Source organism: Cognatilysobacter xinjiangensis (assembly GCF_014651995.1).
Lineage (GTDB): Bacteria > Pseudomonadota > Gammaproteobacteria > Xanthomonadales > Xanthomonadaceae > Cognatilysobacter > Cognatilysobacter xinjiangensis.
The window spans coordinates 304406-321245 of record NZ_BMXY01000001.1; the positions used below are offsets into that span (position 1 = coordinate 304406).

The following is a 16840-nucleotide window of genomic DNA, read 5'->3' on the forward strand; positions in this document are numbered from 1 at the left end:
GCGCGCAGGCCCGCGCTGTCACGTCGCCGTGCAGCGCGCGGCGCGATCGAGCAGCACGCGGCGCTCGCGCGCGTTGCGGGTGAGCGCGGCGGCGCGCTCGAACTCGATGCGTGCCTCTGGCGCCCGGCCGAGGCGGTCGAGCAGATCGCCTCGCACGGCCGGCAGCATCGCGTAACCGTCGAGCACGCCCTGCTCGACCAGCCGGTCGACGCGGACGAGCGCCGCCGCCGGCCCGTGCGCCATCGATTCGGCCATCGCGCGGTTGAGCTCGACCACGGGCGAGCCGGTGATGCCGGCCAGCCGCGCATAAAGGCCGGCGATGCGCGGCCAGTCGGTGGCGTCGACGGTAGCGGCGCGTGCGTGGCAGGCGGCGATGGAGGCCTGCAGTGCGTAAACGCCATCATGCCCGCCGAGCGCGATCGCGCGATCCAGCGCCGACAGCCCGTGGAGGATCAGCGTGCGGTCCCAGCGCGCGCGGTCCTGGTCGGCCAGCAGCACGGCGTCGCCGTTCGCATCCGTGCGTGCGTGCAACCGCGAAGCCTGCAGTTCCATCAGTGCGACGAGGCCATGCACCTCCGGCGCCTGCGGCATCAGCCCGGCCAGCACGCGGGCGAGCCGCATTGCCTCCTCGCAGAGCGCGGGACGTAGCAGGTCCTCGCCCGAGGTGGCCGCGTAGCCCTCGTTGAAGACGAGATAGATCACCTGCAGAACCGCATCGACACGCTCGTCGAGCTCGTCGTGCCGCGGGATCTCGAACGGCACGCGCGCGTCGCGCAGCGCCTGCTTGGCGCGCACGATGCGCTGCGAGATGGTCGCCTCGCGGGCGAGGAACGCCCGCGCGATCTCCGGGACGGTGAGGCCGCCCAGAAGCCGCAGTGTCAGCGCCACGCGCGAGTCGAGCGGCAGCACCGGATGGCAGGCGACGAACATCAGCCGCAGCAGGTCGTCGCCGATGTCGTCGTCCGCCTGCATGTCGGGCGTGCCCTCCTGCGATGCGTCGTGCAGCTCGAGCTCCACCGCGTATTCGCGTCCGCGCTCACCATGCAGCGCGCGACGGCGCAGGTGGTCGATGGCGCGATGGCGCGCGGCGGTCATCAGCCATGCGGCCGGGTTCGACGGCGCGCCTTCGGCCGGCCAGCGCCGCAGCGCCTGCTCGAACACGTCCTGCACGAGTTCCTCGGCCGTGCCCACATCGCCGGTCATGCGCGCGACGCGCGCGACCAACCGTGGCGATTCCATCCGCCACAGCGTGTCGAGCTGGCGCGCCGTGCCACAGGGCATCGATTACGCCGCCGGCGGCATCTGCGACGCGTCCATCCAGAACAGGCCCCACTGGTGGCCTTCAGGGTCGTTGAAGCCGCGCTGGTACATGAAGCCCGAATCCTCGGCGTCGTGCTCGGTCGTCGCGCCGGCATCGACCGCACGCTGGTGGAAGTCGTCGACGGCTTCGCGCGAGTCGAACGACAGGGTGATGAAGTGCTGCGTGGACGTCATCGGATCGCCCACGTCCTTCTTCGTGAACGACTGGAACAACGGCCTTGCGAGCAGCATCAGCATCACGCCGTCGTTGAGGCGCACGCAGGTCGCCTGTTCGTTGCTGAAGGTCGTGTCGACCGCCAGGCCGAGCGCCTCGACGAAGCGCTTCGCGCGTGCGACGTCGGTGACCGGCAGGTTGAGATAGAGCGGGTGGCTCATGCCTGGGCTCCCTCGAGTTGCGGGCCGTTGATCATCCAGGCCTTTCCGAAGCGGTCGGTCAGCATGCCGAAGCGCGTCGCCCAGAACGTGGGTTCCAGCGGCATGCCGATGGTGGCGCCCTGCGAAAGCCGGGCCCACACGCGCTCGGCCTCCTCGATGGTGTCGAGGCCGATGCTGACGCAGCCGCCGTGGTGGCCGCCGCCGTCGCCGCAGCCGGGTTGCATGTCCGCGCCCATCAGCGATGCGCCGCTGGCCCTCAGTTCGATGTGCATCAGGCGCGCATGCGATTCCGGCGGCATCTGCGCGGCCATCGGCGACTCGCCGACGGTCATCGTGAAGACGATCTCGCCGTCGAAGGCGTCGCGGTAGAAATCGAAGGCCTCGCGGCAGTCGCCGTCGAAGGCGAGGTAGGGAACGAGTTGCATGTCGGTCTCCTCCCTGGTCACGCGATGTCGGCGCGCAGGCGCGCTTCGCGCTCGCGCTGCTCGGGCGTGAAGGCGTCCCCGAAGTCCTCAGCCTCGTAGACCGGGCGGATCTCGATCTCCGAGTCCTCGGGCATCGGGTTCGGGCAGCGGCGCACCCATTCGATCGCCTCGTCCATCGAGCGCACCTGCCAGAGCCAGAAGCCGGCGACCAACTCCCGCGTCTCGGCGAACGGGCCGTCCTGCACGCTGCGCGCGGCGCCGGAAAAGTGCACCCGCGCACCCTGCGACGACGGCTTGAGCCCTTCCCCCGCCAGCAGCACGCCGGCCTTCGCCAGCTCCTCGTTGAAGCGGCCCATCGCCTCGAACAGCTCCGTTTCCGGCATCACGCCCGCCTCGGAGGACGGACTGGCCTTCACCAACACCATTACGCGCATCGGAATCTCCCGTCGGCCGGGCAGGATGCCGGGCCTTCATCGCATACGACGGACGGAGAGGCGCCGTTTCGACATCGCCGCGTCATCGGCCGACGAACGGTAGGGGCGCGGATCAGAACAGCACGTTCACCATGACCACGGTGATTGCGCAGTAGCACAGCGACAGCGGCCCGCCGATGCGCCAGAGGTCGCGGCTGGTGTAGCCGGCGGGGCCGGCGACCATCGACACCACGGGATTCGACGCGGTCATGAAGTTGTTCGAGGCCGACAGCGCGACGGTGAGCGCGAACGCGGTCGGGTCGCCGCCGGTGGCGAGCGCGAGGTTGATGGCCAGCGGCACGACGACGATGGTCGCGCCCACGTGGCTGATCACCAGCGACATCGCCGTGGTGCCGAGCGCGACCAGCACCTGCAGCAGCCACGGCGGCGTGCCCGAGGGCAGGCGTTCGACGGTATGGCCGGCCAGCCACGCGGCCGCGCCGCTGGAGTCCATTGCCCAGCCCAGCGGGATCAGGCAGGCCATCAGGAACACGGTCTTCCAGTTGATCGCCTGGTAGGCCTCGTCGATGTCGATCACACCCGCGATCAGCATGCCCGCCACGCCGGTCATCAGCGCGATCGACACCGGCAGGCGCGAGGACAGTGCGAGCAGCATGGCGACCACGAAGATCGCGAGCGCGATCTTCAGCTTGTGCGGGCGCTGCTTGGACTTGGGATAGTCGGTGATGATCGCGACCTCGCGCGTGGCCGCGATCTGCGCGAGGTCGGTCCACACGCTGTGGAATACCAGCATGTCGCCGGCGCGCAGCGCCACGTCGCGCACGTTGTCGCGGATCACTTCCTTGCCGCGGTTGATCGCCAGCAGGTAGATGCCGTAGCGGCGGCGGAGCTGCAGCTGGCCGGCGCTGTGGCCGATGTAGCGCGACGTCGCGGGCACCACCGCTTCGGAAATGCCCGCGCGCGCGGGGTTGAACAGGTCGGCGAAGTGGCGCAGCCGCGGGCCGACGCGCAGGAACTGGCTCTGCGCGAAATCCGTCACCAGCTGGTGCGGGCCCATCACGCCGAGCACGCTGCCGGACTGCAGGCGGGCGTCTGCGGCGGGCGAGAGGCGCGCTTCCTCGCCCGACTTCAGCGCGAGCAGCATCGGCACGCCAGGCAGGAGTTCGATCTCGCCGATGCTCATGCCCGCGAGCGGGCTGTCGTCCGTGACCTCGAGCTCGAAGACGTCGCCCTCGATGCCGTAGGCCTGCGCGAAGTAGCTCTGCGTGCGACCGGGCGTGACGCCCTTGGCGTCCTCGTCGGGCAGCTTCTTCGAGCCCACGTAATGGAAGTAGGCGAGCGAGGCAGCCAGCAGCACCAGGCCGATCGGCAGCGGCCGGAACATCTGCAGGGGCTCGAGCGTGGCGGCGCCGCTGGGCAGGTTCGCGTTGGCGGCGACCAGCAGGTCGTTCAGGAGGATCAGTGGCGAATTGCCGACCATCGTCAGCCCGCCGCCCATCAGGATCGCGGCGGCGATCGGCAGCAGCAGCTTCGGCAACGGCAGGCCGGTGCGCGAGGACAGGCGCGCGGCCACCGGCATGTAAAGCGCCATGACCGACGGGTTCTGCATGAAGGCCGAGTTGATGCCGGCGATGCCCGTCGTGAGCAGCATCAGGCGCTTCTCGTCGCCATGCGAGCGCCGCAGCAGCCAGCCGGCCAGCCGGTTGAGCGCGCCGGTGCGGTCCAGGCCCGCGCCCAGCACCATCGTCGCCATGATCGAGATGACCGCGTTACCGGAGAAGCCGCCGAACAGCGCCTCGGGCTCCACCAGGCCGGTCAGGCCCAGCAGCACCAGCACCACCAGCGCGACGACGTCGGCGCGGATGCGCTCGAACAGGAACATCACCATGGTGAAGCCGGCGATCGCCAGCACGGTCACCATGTCGCGCGTCAACGGGAGGGCGGTGTCGTCCATCGCTCAGCCGGCTCGCGGGATCGCGCGATGCGCGCATGCGGCGGGAAGGGCGGGGGCGACGTCCGGACTCATCCCACGCGGTCGTACAGAAGGTCCCAGACGCCGTGGCCGAGCTTCAGGCCGCGCTTCTCGAAATGCGTTTCCGGCCGCCACTCCGGCCGCGGCACGTGGCCGCGCGGACCGGCGCGGTTGACCAGGCCGGGCGTCGCGTCGAGCACGTCCCACATGTGCTCGGCATAGCCCTCCCAGTCGGTGGCCAGGTGCAGCAGGCCACCGGGCGTGAGCTTGCGCACCAGCATCTGCGCGAAGGCGGGCTGCACGATGCGGCGCTTGTGGTGCTTCTTCTTGTGCCAGGGGTCGGCGAAGTAGATGCGCACTTCCTGCAGCGCGCCGTCGGCCACTTCGTTCTCCAGCACCTCGACCGCGTCGTGGTGGTAGACGCGGGCGTTCGTGGTGCCGTCCGCGGCCAGCGCGTTGAGCAGCCGGCCGACGCCGGGCGCGTGTACCTCGATGCCGATGTAGTCCCGCGCCGGGTCGTTCGCCGCGGCGAAGCGCAGCGCCTCACCGTTGCCGAAGCCGATCTCGAGGATGCGCGGTGCGCTGCGGCCGAAGGCGGCGTCGAAATCGCGCGGCGCGCCGGTGTAGTCGAGCCCGAAGCGCGGCCACAGCTCATCGAACGCGCGCTGTTGGGCATCGGTGAAACGCCCCTGCCGCAGCACGAAGCTGCGGATGCGGCGATGCCCTTCCTCGACCGTGAACGGCTTGGCCTGCGGGACGTGCGGCTCGGTCATCAGCCGATGAGCCCGTCCACGGGCGAGGACGCGCTGGCGAAGCGCTTGCGCGGAATGCGCCCGGCCCTGAACGCCGCGCGGCCGGCCTCGACGGCCAGCTTCATCGCGTGCGCCATCAGCACCGGATCCTTGGCGCCGGCGATCGCTGTGTTCATCAGCACGCCGTCGCAGCCGAGCTCCATCGCGATGCTCGCGTCGGAGGCAGTGCCCACGCCGGCGTCGACGATGATCGGCACCTTCGCGTTCTCGATGATTTCGATCAGGTTGTAGCGGTTCTGGATGCCGAGGCCCGAGCCGATCGGGGCGGCCAGCGGCATCACCGCCACGCACCCGATTTCCTCGAGGCGCTTGGCGAGGATCGGATCGTCGGAGGTGTAGACCATCACGTCGAAACCGTCGGCTACGAGCTTCTCGGCCGCGGCGAGGGTCTGCACCACGTCCGGATACAGCGTGCGCTGGTCGCCCAGCACCTCGAGCTTCACCAGCTTGTGGCCGTCGAGCAGCTCGCGCGCGAGCCGGCAGGTGCGCACGGCGTCGTCGGCGGTGTAGCAGCCGGCGGTGTTCGGCAGGATGGTGAACCGCTCGGGCGGCAACACGTCGAGCAGGTTCGGCTCGCCCGGGTTCTGGCCGATGTTGGTGCGGCGGATCGCCACGGTGACGATCTGCGCGCCCGCGGCCTCGGTGGCCAGTCGCGTCTGCTGCAGGTCGGCGAACTTGCCGGTACCGGTGAGCAGTCGGGAGGAATAGTTGACGCCCGCGACGACGAGCGGATCGTTCTTGGCGAAATCGGTCATCGAGGGATTATCGCATCGGCCGGCGGCGCGGTGCGGGGCATCGGGCATCCCGCTTCGGTGGGGTTCGGGTGGCCTCGCCCGGGCCACGATCGCATGGCGTTCCGGGCGGGGACCTGCCGCGATTCATCCGTCCCCGTCGAGTGCGCTACGCGGAACTTCGTGCGGCAGTGCAGCGGAATAGGGAGGGGAGGTGGCCGAGAAGGGGCGACAGGCGACGGGATGGCGTTTGGATTCGTTGCCGCTCATGGCCGGGCAACGGGACTTCGATCAGTCAAGTGGGGGATACGAAGGCATGATCCACGGATCGCGGTTTCACCTCGCTGCGGCCCAGCAAGCGCTCGGAACGGCCACACGGAGGGTGGGGCGTTCGGCGCAAATGAGGGGCGTCGCGTACGGATTTAGCTTCCGGCCCGCCGCAGGGCGGCGGGCGTTCGGAACGGCCACGCGGCAGTGCCGCGTGAGCGGCCGTTCCTCACCCGCCCCCCAGTGCGTGCACGATCTCGACGCGGTCGCCGGCGCGCAGCGCATGGCCCGCGTGCCGGCCGCGCGGCACGATCTCGCCGTTGACCTCGACCGCCACGCGGCGGCCGGCGAGGCCTTCCTGTTCAAGCAGGCGCTGGATGTCGGCATCGCCGGGCAGGTCGCGCGGCTCGCCGTTGAGGAGGATCTGGAAGTTTTCGGCCATGCCGCATTGTCGCCCGCACGCGCGGCGTACGCACCGGGCCGCGCAGCCCCACCTTCGTCGCTTGCGCCGCCAACATACGGCGTGTTTGGATGCCGCCCGTCCGCCCGCGTATGCCGGCGGTTTCCCAACGCTTTCCAAGGACGCAATGCATGAAACCTGTCCGTACCGCCCTGGCGGCCGCGCTGGCGCTCGCCGCGATGCCGGCTTTCGCGCAGACCTATTCGTCGACCGTCTTCTTCGGTGACTCGCTGACCGATACCGGCTACTTCCGCCCGACGCTGGTGCAGGTCGCCGGCCCGTCGGCGGGCTCGGTCGGCCGCTTCACCACCAACCCGGCGCTGATCTGGGCCGAGTACCTGGCCGACTTCTACGGCACCAACGCCGCGCCGTCCAACCAGGGCGGGACCAACTACGCCGTGGGCGGCGCGCGCATCGGCAGCAACGGCTCGCAGGTCTTCGCGCCCGGCGTCGCCGTCACCGTCCCGTCGCTGCAGACGCAGGTCAACAACTACCTCGCCGCCAACGGCGGCCGCGCCGACGCGAACGCGCTGTACACGGTGTGGGGCGGCGCTAACGACCTGTTCGCGATCACCAACGCGGGCGCGCCGGTGAGCTCGCTCGCGACCGCGGTGAACGGTCAGGTCGCGATGGTGAAGCAGCTGTCGAACGCGGGCGCGCGCTACATCCTCGTTCCCACGCTGCCGGACATTGGCTCGACGCCGGCCTTCCGTGCGCAGGGCGCCACCGCCCAGGCCACCGGCACCGCGCTGTCGAACCAGTACAACACCGCGCTGTTCGGCGGCCTCGCCGCCGCGAACGTGCGCGTGATCCCGCTCGACACGTTCCACCTGCTTAACGAAGTCATCGCCAACCCGACGCAGTTCGGCATCGCGGTCACCAATACAGGCACGGCCTGCAACCCGCAGATCACCGCCTCGTCGCTGACCTGCAGCCCGACCAACTACGCCAACGTCAACGCGCCGAACACCTATCTGTTTGCCGACGGCGTGCATCCGTCGCTGGCCGGCCACGCGATCCTCGCCGACTTCGCGCTCTCCGTGCTCGAAGCCCCGCGCCAGGTGCAGCTGCTGCTCAACACGACGGCCGTGACCGGTCGCGCGCGCGCCGACATCGTCTCGGGCGAGACGCTGGCCCGCGGCTACGACGACGAGGACGGCACGCACTGGTGGGCGAACGCGCGTGGCGACTTCCAGCGCTACGGCAAGGGCGACCTGTACGACGGCGTCGGCCCGTCGCTGACCGTCGGCGTCGACCAGAAGTCCGGCAACTTCGTCTACGGCGGCTTCGCCGGCTTCGGCCGCAGCAGCTTCGACTGGGGCCAGCGCATGGGCGAATTCGACCAGAGCGAAGCGTCCATCGGCGGCTACGTCGGCTGGCGCGCGGGCGCCGGCTGGGTAAACGCGCAGCTCGGCTACACGCAGACCAAATACGACCTGGACCGTCGCGTCGAGCTCGGCCAGGCCACCCGCATCCACCACGGCGAAGCCGACGGCAGCGTGGTGACGGCCGGCGTCGAGGGCGGCTGGGACTTCGGCAGCGGCGGCTTCCGCCACGGCCCGGTGCTCGGCCTGCTGGCGCAGCGCATCGACATCGACGGCTTCGCCGAGGACCAGGGCACGCTGTCGACCGCGCTGGCCTACCCCGACCAGTCTTTCGATTCGCTGATCGGCAAGGTCGGCTGGCAGGCCCGCTTCGAAAGCGAGACCGCCACGCCGTACGCCCGCCTGACCTACGACCGCGAGCTCGAGGACCGTCCGGAAGAGGCGTTCGCGCGCTCGCAGACGCTCTCGACCACCGGCGAGTACGCGGTGCCGGGCGTGGACTTCGACGACTCCTACGCCACGCTGCAGTTCGGCGTGCGTTCGAAGCTGTTCGGCCTGAACGCGGACGTCGGCGCGAGCCTCACGCAGGCGCAGAAGGCCGGCAACGACGCCACCGTCTACCTCACTGTCGGCGGCAGCTTCTGACCGACTGCCGCGCGCGTTGCCAAGCGGCGCGCGCGCGGCCTAGACTTCGCGTCATGCGGGTGTAGTTCAATGGTAGAACTGCAGCTTCCCAAGCTGCTAGCGTGGGTTCGATTCCCATCACCCGCTCCACAAAATCGAAACGGCGACCGGGCAAAACTGGTCGCCGTTTTTTTCATTCCGCCAAGGGGAGCCCGCGTTGACCGATCCGTCGCCCTCCGTGGTGGTCGGCTGGCGCGAGTGCGTCGGCCTGCCGGACCTCGACGTGCCGGCGCTGCGCGCGAAGATCGACACCGGCGCGCGCACCTGCGCGCTGCACGTCGACGCGCAGTGGCGCTTCCTCGATGGTGGCACGCCGTGGGTCGGCTTCCGCGTCAGCCCCGGAGGCGGCCGCGTGGTCGAGCTGCGGGCGCCCGTGCAGGACGAACGCGAGGTCGTCGATTCGGGCGGCCATCGTGGCGTACGCGTTTTCCTGCGCACGCGGCTTCGGCTGGCGGGTGTCGAACGCGAGGTGGAGATCAATCTCGCCGACCGGCGCGGCATGCGTTTCCCGATGCTGGTCGGCCGCTCGGCGCTCGCCGGCTTGTTCGCAGTCGATCCCTCACGATCTTTCGTCCACGGCCGCGCCCCCCGCCGGTCGACTTCCTCGCTTCCGACGCCATGAAACTCGCGATCCTTTCGCGCAACAGCTCGCTGTACTCCACGCGGCGCCTGATCGAAGCGGCACGCGAGCAACGCCACACGGTGCGCGTGCTCGATCCGCTGCGCTGCTACATGCGCATCGCCGCCGGCGACTTCGCGATGCACTACAAGGGCAAGCCGCTGACCGGCTACGACGCGGTGATCCCGCGCATCGGCGCGTCGGTGACGCGTTACGGCAGCGCGGTGCTGCGGCAGTTCGAGCTGATGGGCACATGCACGCCCAATCCGTCCGACGCCATCCTCAAGGCGCGCGACAAGCTGCGCGCGCACCAGCTGCTGGCTGCGCAGGGCATCCACATGCCGGTCACGGTGTTCGGCGACAACCCCGACGATACCGGCGACCTGCTCAACCTGCTTGGCCCGCCGCCGCACGTCATCAAGCTGACCGAGAGTTCGCAGGGCGCGGGCGTGATTCTCGCCGAGAAGCTCTCGGCTTCGCGTGGCATCACCGAGGCGCTGCGCGGCCTCTATGCGAACTTCCTGGTGCAGGAGTTCGTCGCCGAGGCCAAGGGCGCGGACCTGCGCTGCTTCGTCGTCGGCGACCGCGTGGTGGCGGCCATGCGCCGCCAGGCGCCGTCGGGCGAGTTCCGCTCCAACCTGCACCGTGGCGGCACGGCCGTCGGCGTCAGTCCGAGCGAGGCCGAGTGCGAGGTGGCCGTCCGCGCGACGAAGGTGCTGGGACTGGGCATCGCTGGCGTCGACCTGATCCGCTCCGACCGGGGCCCACTGGTCCTGGAGGTGAACGCCTCGCCGGGGCTGGAGGGCATCGAAAGTGCCTCCGGGAAGGACATTGCGGGTGAAATCGTGGCCTTCGTTGCACAGGGATGCCCACCGCGAAAACCGTCCGCCGGTCGCCGCCGGAAATAACGAATTCCTAACGAAAAACCGGGCCAGCCCTTAACCATCGTTTAAGGGTTTCGGGCGTAGCGTGCCCCTTCCGCAGCTCATCCCGGGGTGGCTCCTCGGCGGGCCGCGGTAATCGGGGTAACACCTTTTTGCCCGGGCCTTCGTGTCCGGGCACTTTTTTTGCCGCCGCCGGTCGGACGTGAAGACGGCGCATGAACAGCCGTCTGACACAATCGAACGATGCAGACGCCCACCCCCGATTCGCGCCCCACCTCGACACCCGATGCGGTGCTCGCGGCCGGCGGCCGGCTCCAGCCCCAGGACACCTCCATGCGCATTCTCGTCATCGAGGACAACCCCGACATCGCCGCCAACCTCGGCGATTTCCTCGAGGACCGCGGCCATACCGTCGACTTCGCGGCCGACGGCATCACCGGCCTGCACCTGGCCGTGGTGCACGACTTCGACGCGATCGTGCTCGACCTCAACCTGCCGGGCCTCGACGGCCTCGAGGTCTGCCGCAAGCTCCGCAATGAGGCACGCAAGCAGACGCCGGTGCTGATGCTCACCGCGCGCGACTCGCTCGACAACAAGCTCGCGGGCTTCGACTCCGGGGCCGACGACTACCTCATCAAGCCGTTTGCGCTGCAGGAGGTCGAGGTGCGCCTCGCCGCGCTGTCGCGTCGCGGCCGCGGCGTGCAGACGCGCGTGCTCAACGTCGCCGACCTCGAGTACAACCTCGACACGCTGGAAGTCCGCCGCGGCGGCAAGCTGCTGCAGCTCAACCCGACCGCGCTGAAGATCCTGCAGGCGCTGATGGAAGCCTCGCCCGCGGTGGTGACGCGTCAGGAACTCGAGACGCGCGTGTGGGGCGAGGAGCTGCCCGACTCGGACAGCCTGCGCGTGCACATCCACGGGCTTCGCGCGGTGGTCGACAAGCCGTTCGGCAACCCTCTGATCCAGACGCGTCACGGCATCGGTTACCGCATCGCCGCGCCCGACGGCGGCAACGCCTGATCGCCTGCATGCGCCCGCGCCGCCGTTTCATGGACGGTGGCGCGAGCGCATAGACTGCGCGTCTCCGTCCGAACCCATCGACGATGGCCACCGCCAGTCCGTCCGCGCAACGTCGCGCGGGAATCCGCACCCGCTATCGCCGCCGCCTGCGCAGCCGGATCATCCTCGGCTTCGTGCTGCTGGGTTTCAGCCTGACCGCGATGTTCGCCGTGGCGACGCTCTGGCTGCGGGACCGGCTCGAGAGCCAGCTGGTGGAGCGCACGCTGGAACGCGAAGTGCGCAACCTCGTCGATCAGGTCGAGACGAATCCGGATCTGCCGCCTTACTTCCTGATCTTCGACGCTCGCACGTGGAGCGACGACAACGCACGCAAGATCGATCCCACCTATCGCGACCTAGCGCCCGGACTGCACAACGTGCGTCAGCAGGCGCCGGATGGCCAATGGCGCGATTACAAGGTCGCCGTTCGACGCGGCACGAGTCCGGACGGGAAGCCGTTCACCAGCCTGGTCCGCTACGACGTCACGGGTGCCGCGGAGAACGCGAACAAGCTGCGCCACAGCATCATCGGCGCCGTGCTGCTGTTCACCCTCGTGTCGTTCCTGATCGGTTGGTGGTCCGCGTCTCGCGTGATGAGCCCCGTGCTCGAACTCGCCAAGCGGCTCAAGCGCTCGGGGCGCGCGGGCCTCACCGAGCCACTCGCCAACGACTTCGCGGACGACGAGGTCGGCCAGCTCGCGGCGGCGCTCGACGATTACTCCGCGCGGCTCACTCAGGTCGTGCAGCGCGATCGCGAATTCAATGCCGACGTCAGCCATGAACTGCGCACGCCGCTCGCGGTGATCCGCGGCGCGATCGAGCTGCTGCTGACGCGCCCGGACATCGACGAAAAGACGCGCAGCCGCCTGCTGCGCATCCAGCGCGCCGAGCAGCAGTGCACCGACCTGATCAGCGCGCTGCTGCTGCTCTCGCGCGGCGAACGCGGGCAAGGCACCACCGACGTGGCCAAGGTGTCCGAGCAGTTGCTGGACGCGCATCGCGCGCAACTCGGCGGCAAGCCGGTGCAGCTGCGAATCGAGGGCGAGCGCGGACTGACTGCCGATGCGCCGGAGGCCGCGGTGACCGTCGCACTCAACAACCTGATCGGCAACGCGGTGAAGTACACGGCGGACGGCGAGGTGGTGGTGCGCCTGCATCCGCATTCGGTCGAGGTGATCGACTCCGGCCCCGGCCTGAGCCCGGAAGACGCTGCGCGCCTGTTCGAGCGCGGCTATCGCGGCACGCACGCCGGCCATTCGCAGGGCGGCGGCATCGGCCTGTCGATCGTGCGCCGGCTCTGCGAGCTCTACGGCTGGGACGTGCAGGTCAAGCCCGGTGCCCAACGCGGTGTGGTGGCGACACTCACGTTCGGCTGACGGCGGGACGATTGCACAGTCGAAAAAAAGGCCGGCATTCGCCGGCCTTTTTTCGTGCTCGCAGGACGCGCTCAGCCTTCCAGCGGCTCGAGCCAGCCGTAGCGGTCGGGCGTCGTGCCGTCGAACAGGCCGAAGAACATCTGCTGGACGCGGCGCGTCAGCGGGCCGGCCTCGCCGCTGCCGACCTGGCGGCCGTCGACCGAGCGGATCGGCGTGATCTCCGCTGCGGTGCCGCACATGAACAGTTCGTCGCAGAGATAGAGGTATTCGCGCGGCAGGTCGCGCTCGACGACCGGGATGCCGGCGTCGCGGGCGAGGGTGATGATGGTGTTGCGCGTGATGCCGTTGAGCAGGGCGGCGCTGACGGGCGTGGTGTGCAGGGCGCCGTCGAACACCAGGAACAGGTTCTCGCCCGCGCCTTCGCTCAGAAGGCCCGTCGACGCCAGCGCGATGCCCTCGCCGAAGCCGAGGCGGCGTGCCTCGCGCGCGACCAGCTGGCCGGACAGGTAGTTGCCGCCCGCCTTGGCGCCGGCCGGAATCGTGTTCGGCGCGAAACGCTGCCAGCTCGACACGCAGGCGTCGATGCCCGCTTCCAGCACGCCCTCGCCGAGGTACGGGCCCATGTGCCAGGCGGCGACCGCGACGTCGGTGGGCGTTTCCGCAGACAGGCCGAAGCCGCCGAGGCCGCGATAGGCGACCGGGCGCAGGTAGGCCTGCTCCAGCCCGTTCTTCAGCACCACCTCGCGGCAGGCCGCATTGAGCTGCTCGAGCGAATAGGGCATGGCCATGTCGTAGATGCGCGCCGAGGCGAACAGGCGGCGGTTGTGCTCGGTCAGGCGGAAGATCGCCGGGCCGTTGGGCGTGCGATAGCAGCGGATGCCTTCGAACACCGACGAGCCGTAGTGCAGCGCATGCGACATGACATGGGTGGTCGCCTCGGCCCAGGGCTTGATCGAGCCGTTGTGCCAGATCCATTCGGGGTACTGCATGCGCGCCTTCCAGGGTGGGAAACAGCGCGCATTCTCCCATGAGGGCGCGCCGCGCCGTCAGTCCACGGGAACCGGCGCGGGTTCCGGGAGGTCCTCGACGGAGGGCGGTGGGGTGACGCGTCGGGTGCCGCCCTCGACAATCCACCAGCAACCCAGGTGCTTGCGCAGCCCGAACACCGCGCGCAGCGGCGTGCCGCCACGGATCGAGGTCTGTTCGAGCCGCAGGCCGGTCGGCGGACGCAGCGGAACCGTGGTCGGATAGGGCTCGTCGGTACCGGGGTAGATCGGCTGCAGGTCGACGAGGGGGCGGTCGACGACCGCCTGAAGTCGGTCCATCAGCGCATAGCCCTGGCGCGTTCCCATGCCGCTCCACAGGTACACGCTGGCAAGGCGGTTGACGTCATGCGCGTCCACCGCCGCGCGTACCTCGTAGGCGAGATCGCGAAGCGTGCGCGGGCACGCAGCACGATGACTGCGCAGTTGCGCGGTCTCCGTGGGTGCCGCGCGCTCCTCGCCGCCGATCGTGTCGCAGCGGCGATCGGTGAACACGATCGAGCCGTTGGGCAACGCGCAGCGCCTGACCTCCGCCAGCGCGGACGATGGCGCAACCAGTGCAAGCAGGGCGATGAGGACGTAAGGACGCGACGGCATCCCGGAAGGTTAAGCCGGCGCGGCGCCCCATGGAGCGGCGATGGTTCAGAAGCGGGCGAAGTAACAGCCTGCGTAGCGTTCGACGTTCAGCTCGAGCGACTGCGCATGTCGCCCGGAAACGGCCACCTGGAGGATGCCGGCGCGGCCATCGACCTGGGCGTCGTCGGCGGATGCGAGCTGCAGCCCGAAGCCGATCTGCGCGTTGTAGTACTGCGTGGACACCACGTCGCCGCGCGCGATGCTGTCGAGCTTCGACATGATCGGCATCGCCTGCTTCTGCGTCATGCCGACCCAGTACCAGCTCTCCGCGAGCCGGTTGACGTCATGCAGCGCGATCGCGCCCTGGATGTCCATGGCCAGCTGCGTGGGGCTGCGCGCGCAGCCTGATTGCAGCGAACGGCGCCCCGGCGCCGCGCCGGTCGCGGCGATTTCGTCGTTGCGTGCGGCGTCCTCGTAAGCCCGGGGATCGATGCGAGCTTCGTTGGCGAGCCGCATTCCGAGCTCGACCGATGCCGCCTCGGGCGTTGCGTTGAACGCGGCGCAGGGCTTGTCGGTGTAGAGCGTGGTGCCATCGGGCGCGCGGCAGCGCTGGATGCCGGTATAGGCGGCTTGGACCTCGGGGGCGGCGGGCAGGGTGAGCCCCAGGCCGAGCGCGAGGGTCAGAACGGACATCGAAGTTTTCATGGCACGCACCTTCCGCAACCGATGCGGGAGATGCTCGGAACGCGCGTGTCAACGAGAAGTGTGACGAACCGCCCGGAACTGAACCGGTTTCGAACCGTCCTGCCGGAATCAGCCCAGCTGTGCGAGAACGTTCAGCGTCGGCCTCGAGAGGTTCAGCGTGTAGAAGTGAAGCGACGGCGCACCTCCGTCGACCAGCCGTCGGCAGAGTTGCGCCACGACTTCCGCACCGAAGGCGCGGATGCTGTCCGCATCGTCCGCGTAGGCCAGCATGCGCTGCGAGATCCAGCGCGGAATCTCGGCGCCGCAAAGCTCCGAGAAGCGGCGGATCTGGCTGAAGTTGGCGATCGGCATTACGCCGGGCACCACCGGCACGTCGATGCCCGCTCGGCGCACGTCGTCGACGAAGCGGAAATAGGCGTCGGCGTTGTAGAAATACTGCGTGATCGCGCCATTCGCGCCGGCCCGCACCTTGCCGATGAAGTTCTTCAGGTCGACCTGCGCGTCGCGCGCCTGCGGATGCATCTCGGGATAAGCCGCGACCTCGATGTGGAAGTGGTCGCCCGTCTCCTCGCGGATGAAGCGCACCAGCTCGTCGGCATAACGCAGCTCGCCGGCGCTGACCATGCCCGAGGGCAGGTCGCCTCGCAGCGCCACCAGCCGCTTCGCACCGAGCGCGCGGTAGAGCTTGAGCAGGCTGCGGATCTCCTCGCGCGAGCCGCCCATGCAGGTGATGTGCGGGGCGGCGTCGAGGCCGGTTCCGCGCAACTTGCGGATCGTTTCCGGCGTATGGCTCAGCGTCGAGCCGCCGGCGCCGAAGGTGACACTCACGTACTCCGGCGCATGGGCCTGCAGCTTGGCAACCGTCTTGTCGAGCTGGACATGCTGTTCGGGAGTCTTCGGGGGGTAGAACTCGAAGCTGATCGGGACCATGTCGACGCCGCGGCGGAATCTGGCATCGATTCTATCTTTCTATCGCGATGAAGAGAAACCGCTCGACTTCCGCCTTCAGCGCGCGACGGTCGCGCCCGTCAGCACGTGGCCCGTCGCAATGTCCAACGCCGCCGCATGGCCGGTGCCGTCGAGCAGCACGAAGGACACGCCGCCCGTCTGCAGCTCGTAGGGGCTGAACCAACTCATCGACTCCGCCGGCGTCGCCGCCCCGACGGCGATCACGCGTTCCGGAAAGCCGGCATTTCGCAGCACGTCGTCGGTCTGGCGATCGTTGCGCGCCATGATCCGTCGACGCAGCACGTCGGGCAGGCCGAGCGACGGGTCCAGGCCGCTGCGGTGCAGCCCGAGGCCGGAGTCGTAGGTCATCTCGCGGCGGTCGGCGGCCGCCCACAGAAGGGCACAGGCGCTCGCGCAGCGGCCGGATACGCGCACGGTGAGGCCCCGCGCGTTCGCCAGCTCCGCCACCCGCATCGCCGGTGCGCGCATGCCGCCCGGGCTTGTGATGACGATGTGGCGTGCGTCGGGATGGGCCTCCAGCGCGGCGCGCACGTCGGCGTCGAAGCGCGCGCCGATGGCGCCCTCGATGCGGATCGCCTGGTCGGCAGGCAGGAATCGGACGTCGGCATCGACGATGGTCTCGGCCGCCGAAGCCATGCCGACGCTCCCCGCGACGGCGAAAAGGGCGGCCACTGCCGCCATGCAAGCGCGCTTCACACGATGTCCCGCGAACGAATCCCCTGGGGGAATCCTCGCGCAACGGCAGCCCCGCTCCGTGCGCGCGATCGCAGAAAGTCGTGTGGCTTCCTAAATGAATGTGCGCGG

18 protein-coding genes and 1 tRNA gene are annotated in these 16840 nt (G+C 69.4%); 6 read left to right on the plus strand and 13 right to left on the minus strand.

Features of this window, described 5'->3' with window-relative positions; all coding sequences use genetic code 11:
• Positions 1 to 18 precede the first annotated feature (18 nt).
• From IE066_RS01400 to thiS, 8 genes are all read right to left on the minus strand, one after another.
• On the minus strand, positions 19 to 1281 hold the full coding sequence (locus IE066_RS01400) for an RNA polymerase sigma factor (protein WP_189446543.1): 1263 nt from the start codon (positions 1279 to 1281) through the stop codon (positions 19 to 21).
• Between the two features lie 3 nt (positions 1282 to 1284).
• On the minus strand, positions 1285 to 1695 hold the full coding sequence (locus IE066_RS01405) for a VOC family protein (RefSeq protein ID WP_189446544.1): 411 nt from the start codon (positions 1693 to 1695) through the stop codon (positions 1285 to 1287).
• Positions 1692 to 2120 (minus strand): VOC family protein, encoded by a 429-nt coding sequence (locus IE066_RS01410; protein WP_189446545.1) that lies wholly within the window; start codon positions 2118 to 2120, stop codon positions 1692 to 1694. The genes IE066_RS01405 and IE066_RS01410 overlap by 4 nt, the downstream gene beginning before the upstream one ends.
• 17 nt (positions 2121 to 2137) lie before the next feature.
• Positions 2138 to 2554 (minus strand): YciI family protein, encoded by a 417-nt coding sequence (locus IE066_RS01415; RefSeq protein WP_189446546.1) that lies wholly within the window; start codon positions 2552 to 2554, stop codon positions 2138 to 2140.
• A gap of 112 nt (positions 2555 to 2666) precedes the next feature.
• Positions 2667 to 4508 (minus strand): SLC13 family permease, encoded by a 1842-nt coding sequence (locus IE066_RS01420; protein ID WP_189446547.1) that lies wholly within the window; start codon positions 4506 to 4508, stop codon positions 2667 to 2669.
• Between the two features lie 68 nt (positions 4509 to 4576).
• Positions 4577 to 5299, minus strand: a complete 723-nt coding sequence (trmB, locus tag IE066_RS01425) for a tRNA (guanosine(46)-N7)-methyltransferase TrmB (RefSeq protein WP_189446548.1) — start codon at positions 5297 to 5299, stop codon at positions 4577 to 4579.
• Positions 5299 to 6093 carry a thiazole synthase gene (locus IE066_RS01430; protein ID WP_189446549.1) on the minus strand — a complete coding sequence of 265 codons (795 nt, stop codon included), beginning with the start codon at positions 6091 to 6093 and terminating at the stop codon, positions 5299 to 5301. The genes trmB and IE066_RS01430 overlap by 1 nt, the downstream gene beginning before the upstream one ends.
• A 472-nt stretch (positions 6094 to 6565) precedes the next feature.
• Positions 6566 to 6778, minus strand: coding sequence for a sulfur carrier protein ThiS (gene thiS, locus IE066_RS01435; RefSeq protein WP_189446550.1), 213 nt, complete (start codon positions 6776 to 6778; stop codon positions 6566 to 6568).
• 170 nt (positions 6779 to 6948) lie between these two features.
• On the opposite strand from thiS, the gene IE066_RS01440 reads away from it, so the two are divergent.
• The 6 genes from IE066_RS01440 (at position 6949) to IE066_RS01465 (ending at position 12743) form a co-directional block, all read left to right on the plus strand.
• A complete protein-coding gene (locus IE066_RS01440) occupies positions 6949 to 8766 on the plus strand; it encodes an autotransporter domain-containing protein (RefSeq protein WP_189448715.1) in 1818 nt (605 codons plus the stop codon).
• 55 nt (positions 8767 to 8821) lie between these two features.
• Positions 8822 to 8895, plus strand: a tRNA-Gly gene (locus IE066_RS01445).
• Between the two features lie 67 nt (positions 8896 to 8962).
• On the plus strand, positions 8963 to 9427 hold the full coding sequence (locus tag IE066_RS01450; protein ID WP_189446551.1) for an ATP-dependent zinc protease family protein: 465 nt from the start codon (positions 8963 to 8965) through the stop codon (positions 9425 to 9427).
• Positions 9424 to 10332 (plus strand): 30S ribosomal protein S6--L-glutamate ligase, encoded by a 909-nt coding sequence (gene rimK, locus IE066_RS01455; protein ID WP_189446552.1) that lies wholly within the window; start codon positions 9424 to 9426, stop codon positions 10330 to 10332. The genes IE066_RS01450 and rimK overlap by 4 nt, the downstream gene beginning before the upstream one ends.
• A 309-nt stretch (positions 10333 to 10641) precedes the next feature.
• Positions 10642 to 11328 (plus strand): response regulator transcription factor, encoded by a 687-nt coding sequence (locus IE066_RS01460; protein WP_189448717.1) that lies wholly within the window; start codon positions 10642 to 10644, stop codon positions 11326 to 11328.
• Between the two features lie 83 nt (positions 11329 to 11411).
• Positions 11412 to 12743: a sensor histidine kinase gene (locus tag IE066_RS01465; protein ID WP_189446553.1), complete on the plus strand. Its 1332-nt coding sequence runs from the start codon at positions 11412 to 11414 to the stop codon at positions 12741 to 12743.
• Between the two features lie 71 nt (positions 12744 to 12814).
• Here the strand turns inward: IE066_RS01465 and IE066_RS01470 are convergent, their stop codons facing one another.
• The 5 genes from IE066_RS01470 to IE066_RS01490 form a co-directional block, all read right to left on the minus strand.
• Positions 12815 to 13732, minus strand: a complete 918-nt coding sequence (locus tag IE066_RS01470; RefSeq protein ID WP_189446554.1) for a branched-chain amino acid transaminase — start codon at positions 13730 to 13732, stop codon at positions 12815 to 12817.
• 57 nt (positions 13733 to 13789) lie between these two features.
• Complete coding sequence (locus tag IE066_RS01475) at positions 13790 to 14383, minus strand: hypothetical protein (RefSeq protein ID WP_189446555.1); 594 nt, start codon at positions 14381 to 14383, stop codon at positions 13790 to 13792.
• 45 nt (positions 14384 to 14428) lie between these two features.
• The gene (locus tag IE066_RS01480) at positions 14429 to 15055 is read right to left on the minus strand and encodes a hypothetical protein (protein ID WP_189446556.1); all 627 of its coding nucleotides are present in this window, start codon (positions 15053 to 15055) and stop codon (positions 14429 to 14431) included.
• A gap of 120 nt (positions 15056 to 15175) precedes the next feature.
• Positions 15176 to 15997, minus strand: coding sequence for a methylenetetrahydrofolate reductase [NAD(P)H] (metF, locus tag IE066_RS01485; protein ID WP_189446557.1), 822 nt, complete (start codon positions 15995 to 15997; stop codon positions 15176 to 15178).
• Positions 15998 to 16072: 75 nt separating this feature from the next.
• Complete coding sequence (locus tag IE066_RS01490; RefSeq protein ID WP_189446558.1) at positions 16073 to 16672, minus strand: hypothetical protein; 600 nt, start codon at positions 16670 to 16672, stop codon at positions 16073 to 16075.
• Between the last annotated feature and the right edge of the window lie 168 nt (positions 16673 to 16840).

Bases quoted from the DNA above. Each gene is read 5' to 3' on its own strand.
- IE066_RS01400 (WP_189446543.1), bottom strand. From the start codon at position 1,281: ATGCCCTGTGGCACGGCGCGCCAGCTCGACACGCTGTGGCGGATGGAA.
- IE066_RS01405 (WP_189446544.1), bottom strand. From the start codon at position 1,695: ATGAGCCACCCGCTCTATCTCAACCTGCCGGTCACCGACGTCGCACGC.
- IE066_RS01410 (WP_189446545.1), bottom strand. From the start codon at position 2,120: ATGCAACTCGTTCCCTACCTCGCCTTCGACGGCGACTGCCGCGAGGCC.
- IE066_RS01415 (WP_189446546.1), bottom strand. From the start codon at position 2,554: ATGCGCGTAATGGTGTTGGTGAAGGCCAGTCCGTCCTCCGAGGCGGGC.
- IE066_RS01420 (WP_189446547.1), bottom strand. From the start codon at position 4,508: ATGGACGACACCGCCCTCCCGTTGACGCGCGACATGGTGACCGTGCTG.
- trmB (WP_189446548.1), bottom strand. From the start codon at position 5,299: ATGACCGAGCCGCACGTCCCGCAGGCCAAGCCGTTCACGGTCGAGGAA.
- IE066_RS01430 (WP_189446549.1), bottom strand. From the start codon at position 6,093: ATGACCGATTTCGCCAAGAACGATCCGCTCGTCGTCGCGGGCGTCAAC.
- thiS (WP_189446550.1), bottom strand. From the start codon at position 6,778: ATGGCCGAAAACTTCCAGATCCTCCTCAACGGCGAGCCGCGCGACCTG.
- rimK (WP_189446552.1), top strand. From the start codon at position 9,424: ATGAAACTCGCGATCCTTTCGCGCAACAGCTCGCTGTACTCCACGCGG.
- IE066_RS01460 (WP_189448717.1), top strand. From the start codon at position 10,642: ATGCGCATTCTCGTCATCGAGGACAACCCCGACATCGCCGCCAACCTC.
- IE066_RS01465 (WP_189446553.1), top strand. From the start codon at position 11,412: ATGGCCACCGCCAGTCCGTCCGCGCAACGTCGCGCGGGAATCCGCACC.
- IE066_RS01470 (WP_189446554.1), bottom strand. From the start codon at position 13,732: ATGCAGTACCCCGAATGGATCTGGCACAACGGCTCGATCAAGCCCTGG.
- IE066_RS01475 (WP_189446555.1), bottom strand. From the start codon at position 14,383: ATGCCGTCGCGTCCTTACGTCCTCATCGCCCTGCTTGCACTGGTTGCG.
- IE066_RS01480 (WP_189446556.1), bottom strand. From the start codon at position 15,055: ATGTCCGTTCTGACCCTCGCGCTCGGCCTGGGGCTCACCCTGCCCGCC.
- metF (WP_189446557.1), bottom strand. From the start codon at position 15,997: ATGGTCCCGATCAGCTTCGAGTTCTACCCCCCGAAGACTCCCGAACAG.
- IE066_RS01490 (WP_189446558.1), bottom strand. From the start codon at position 16,672: ATGGCTTCGGCGGCCGAGACCATCGTCGATGCCGACGTCCGATTCCTG.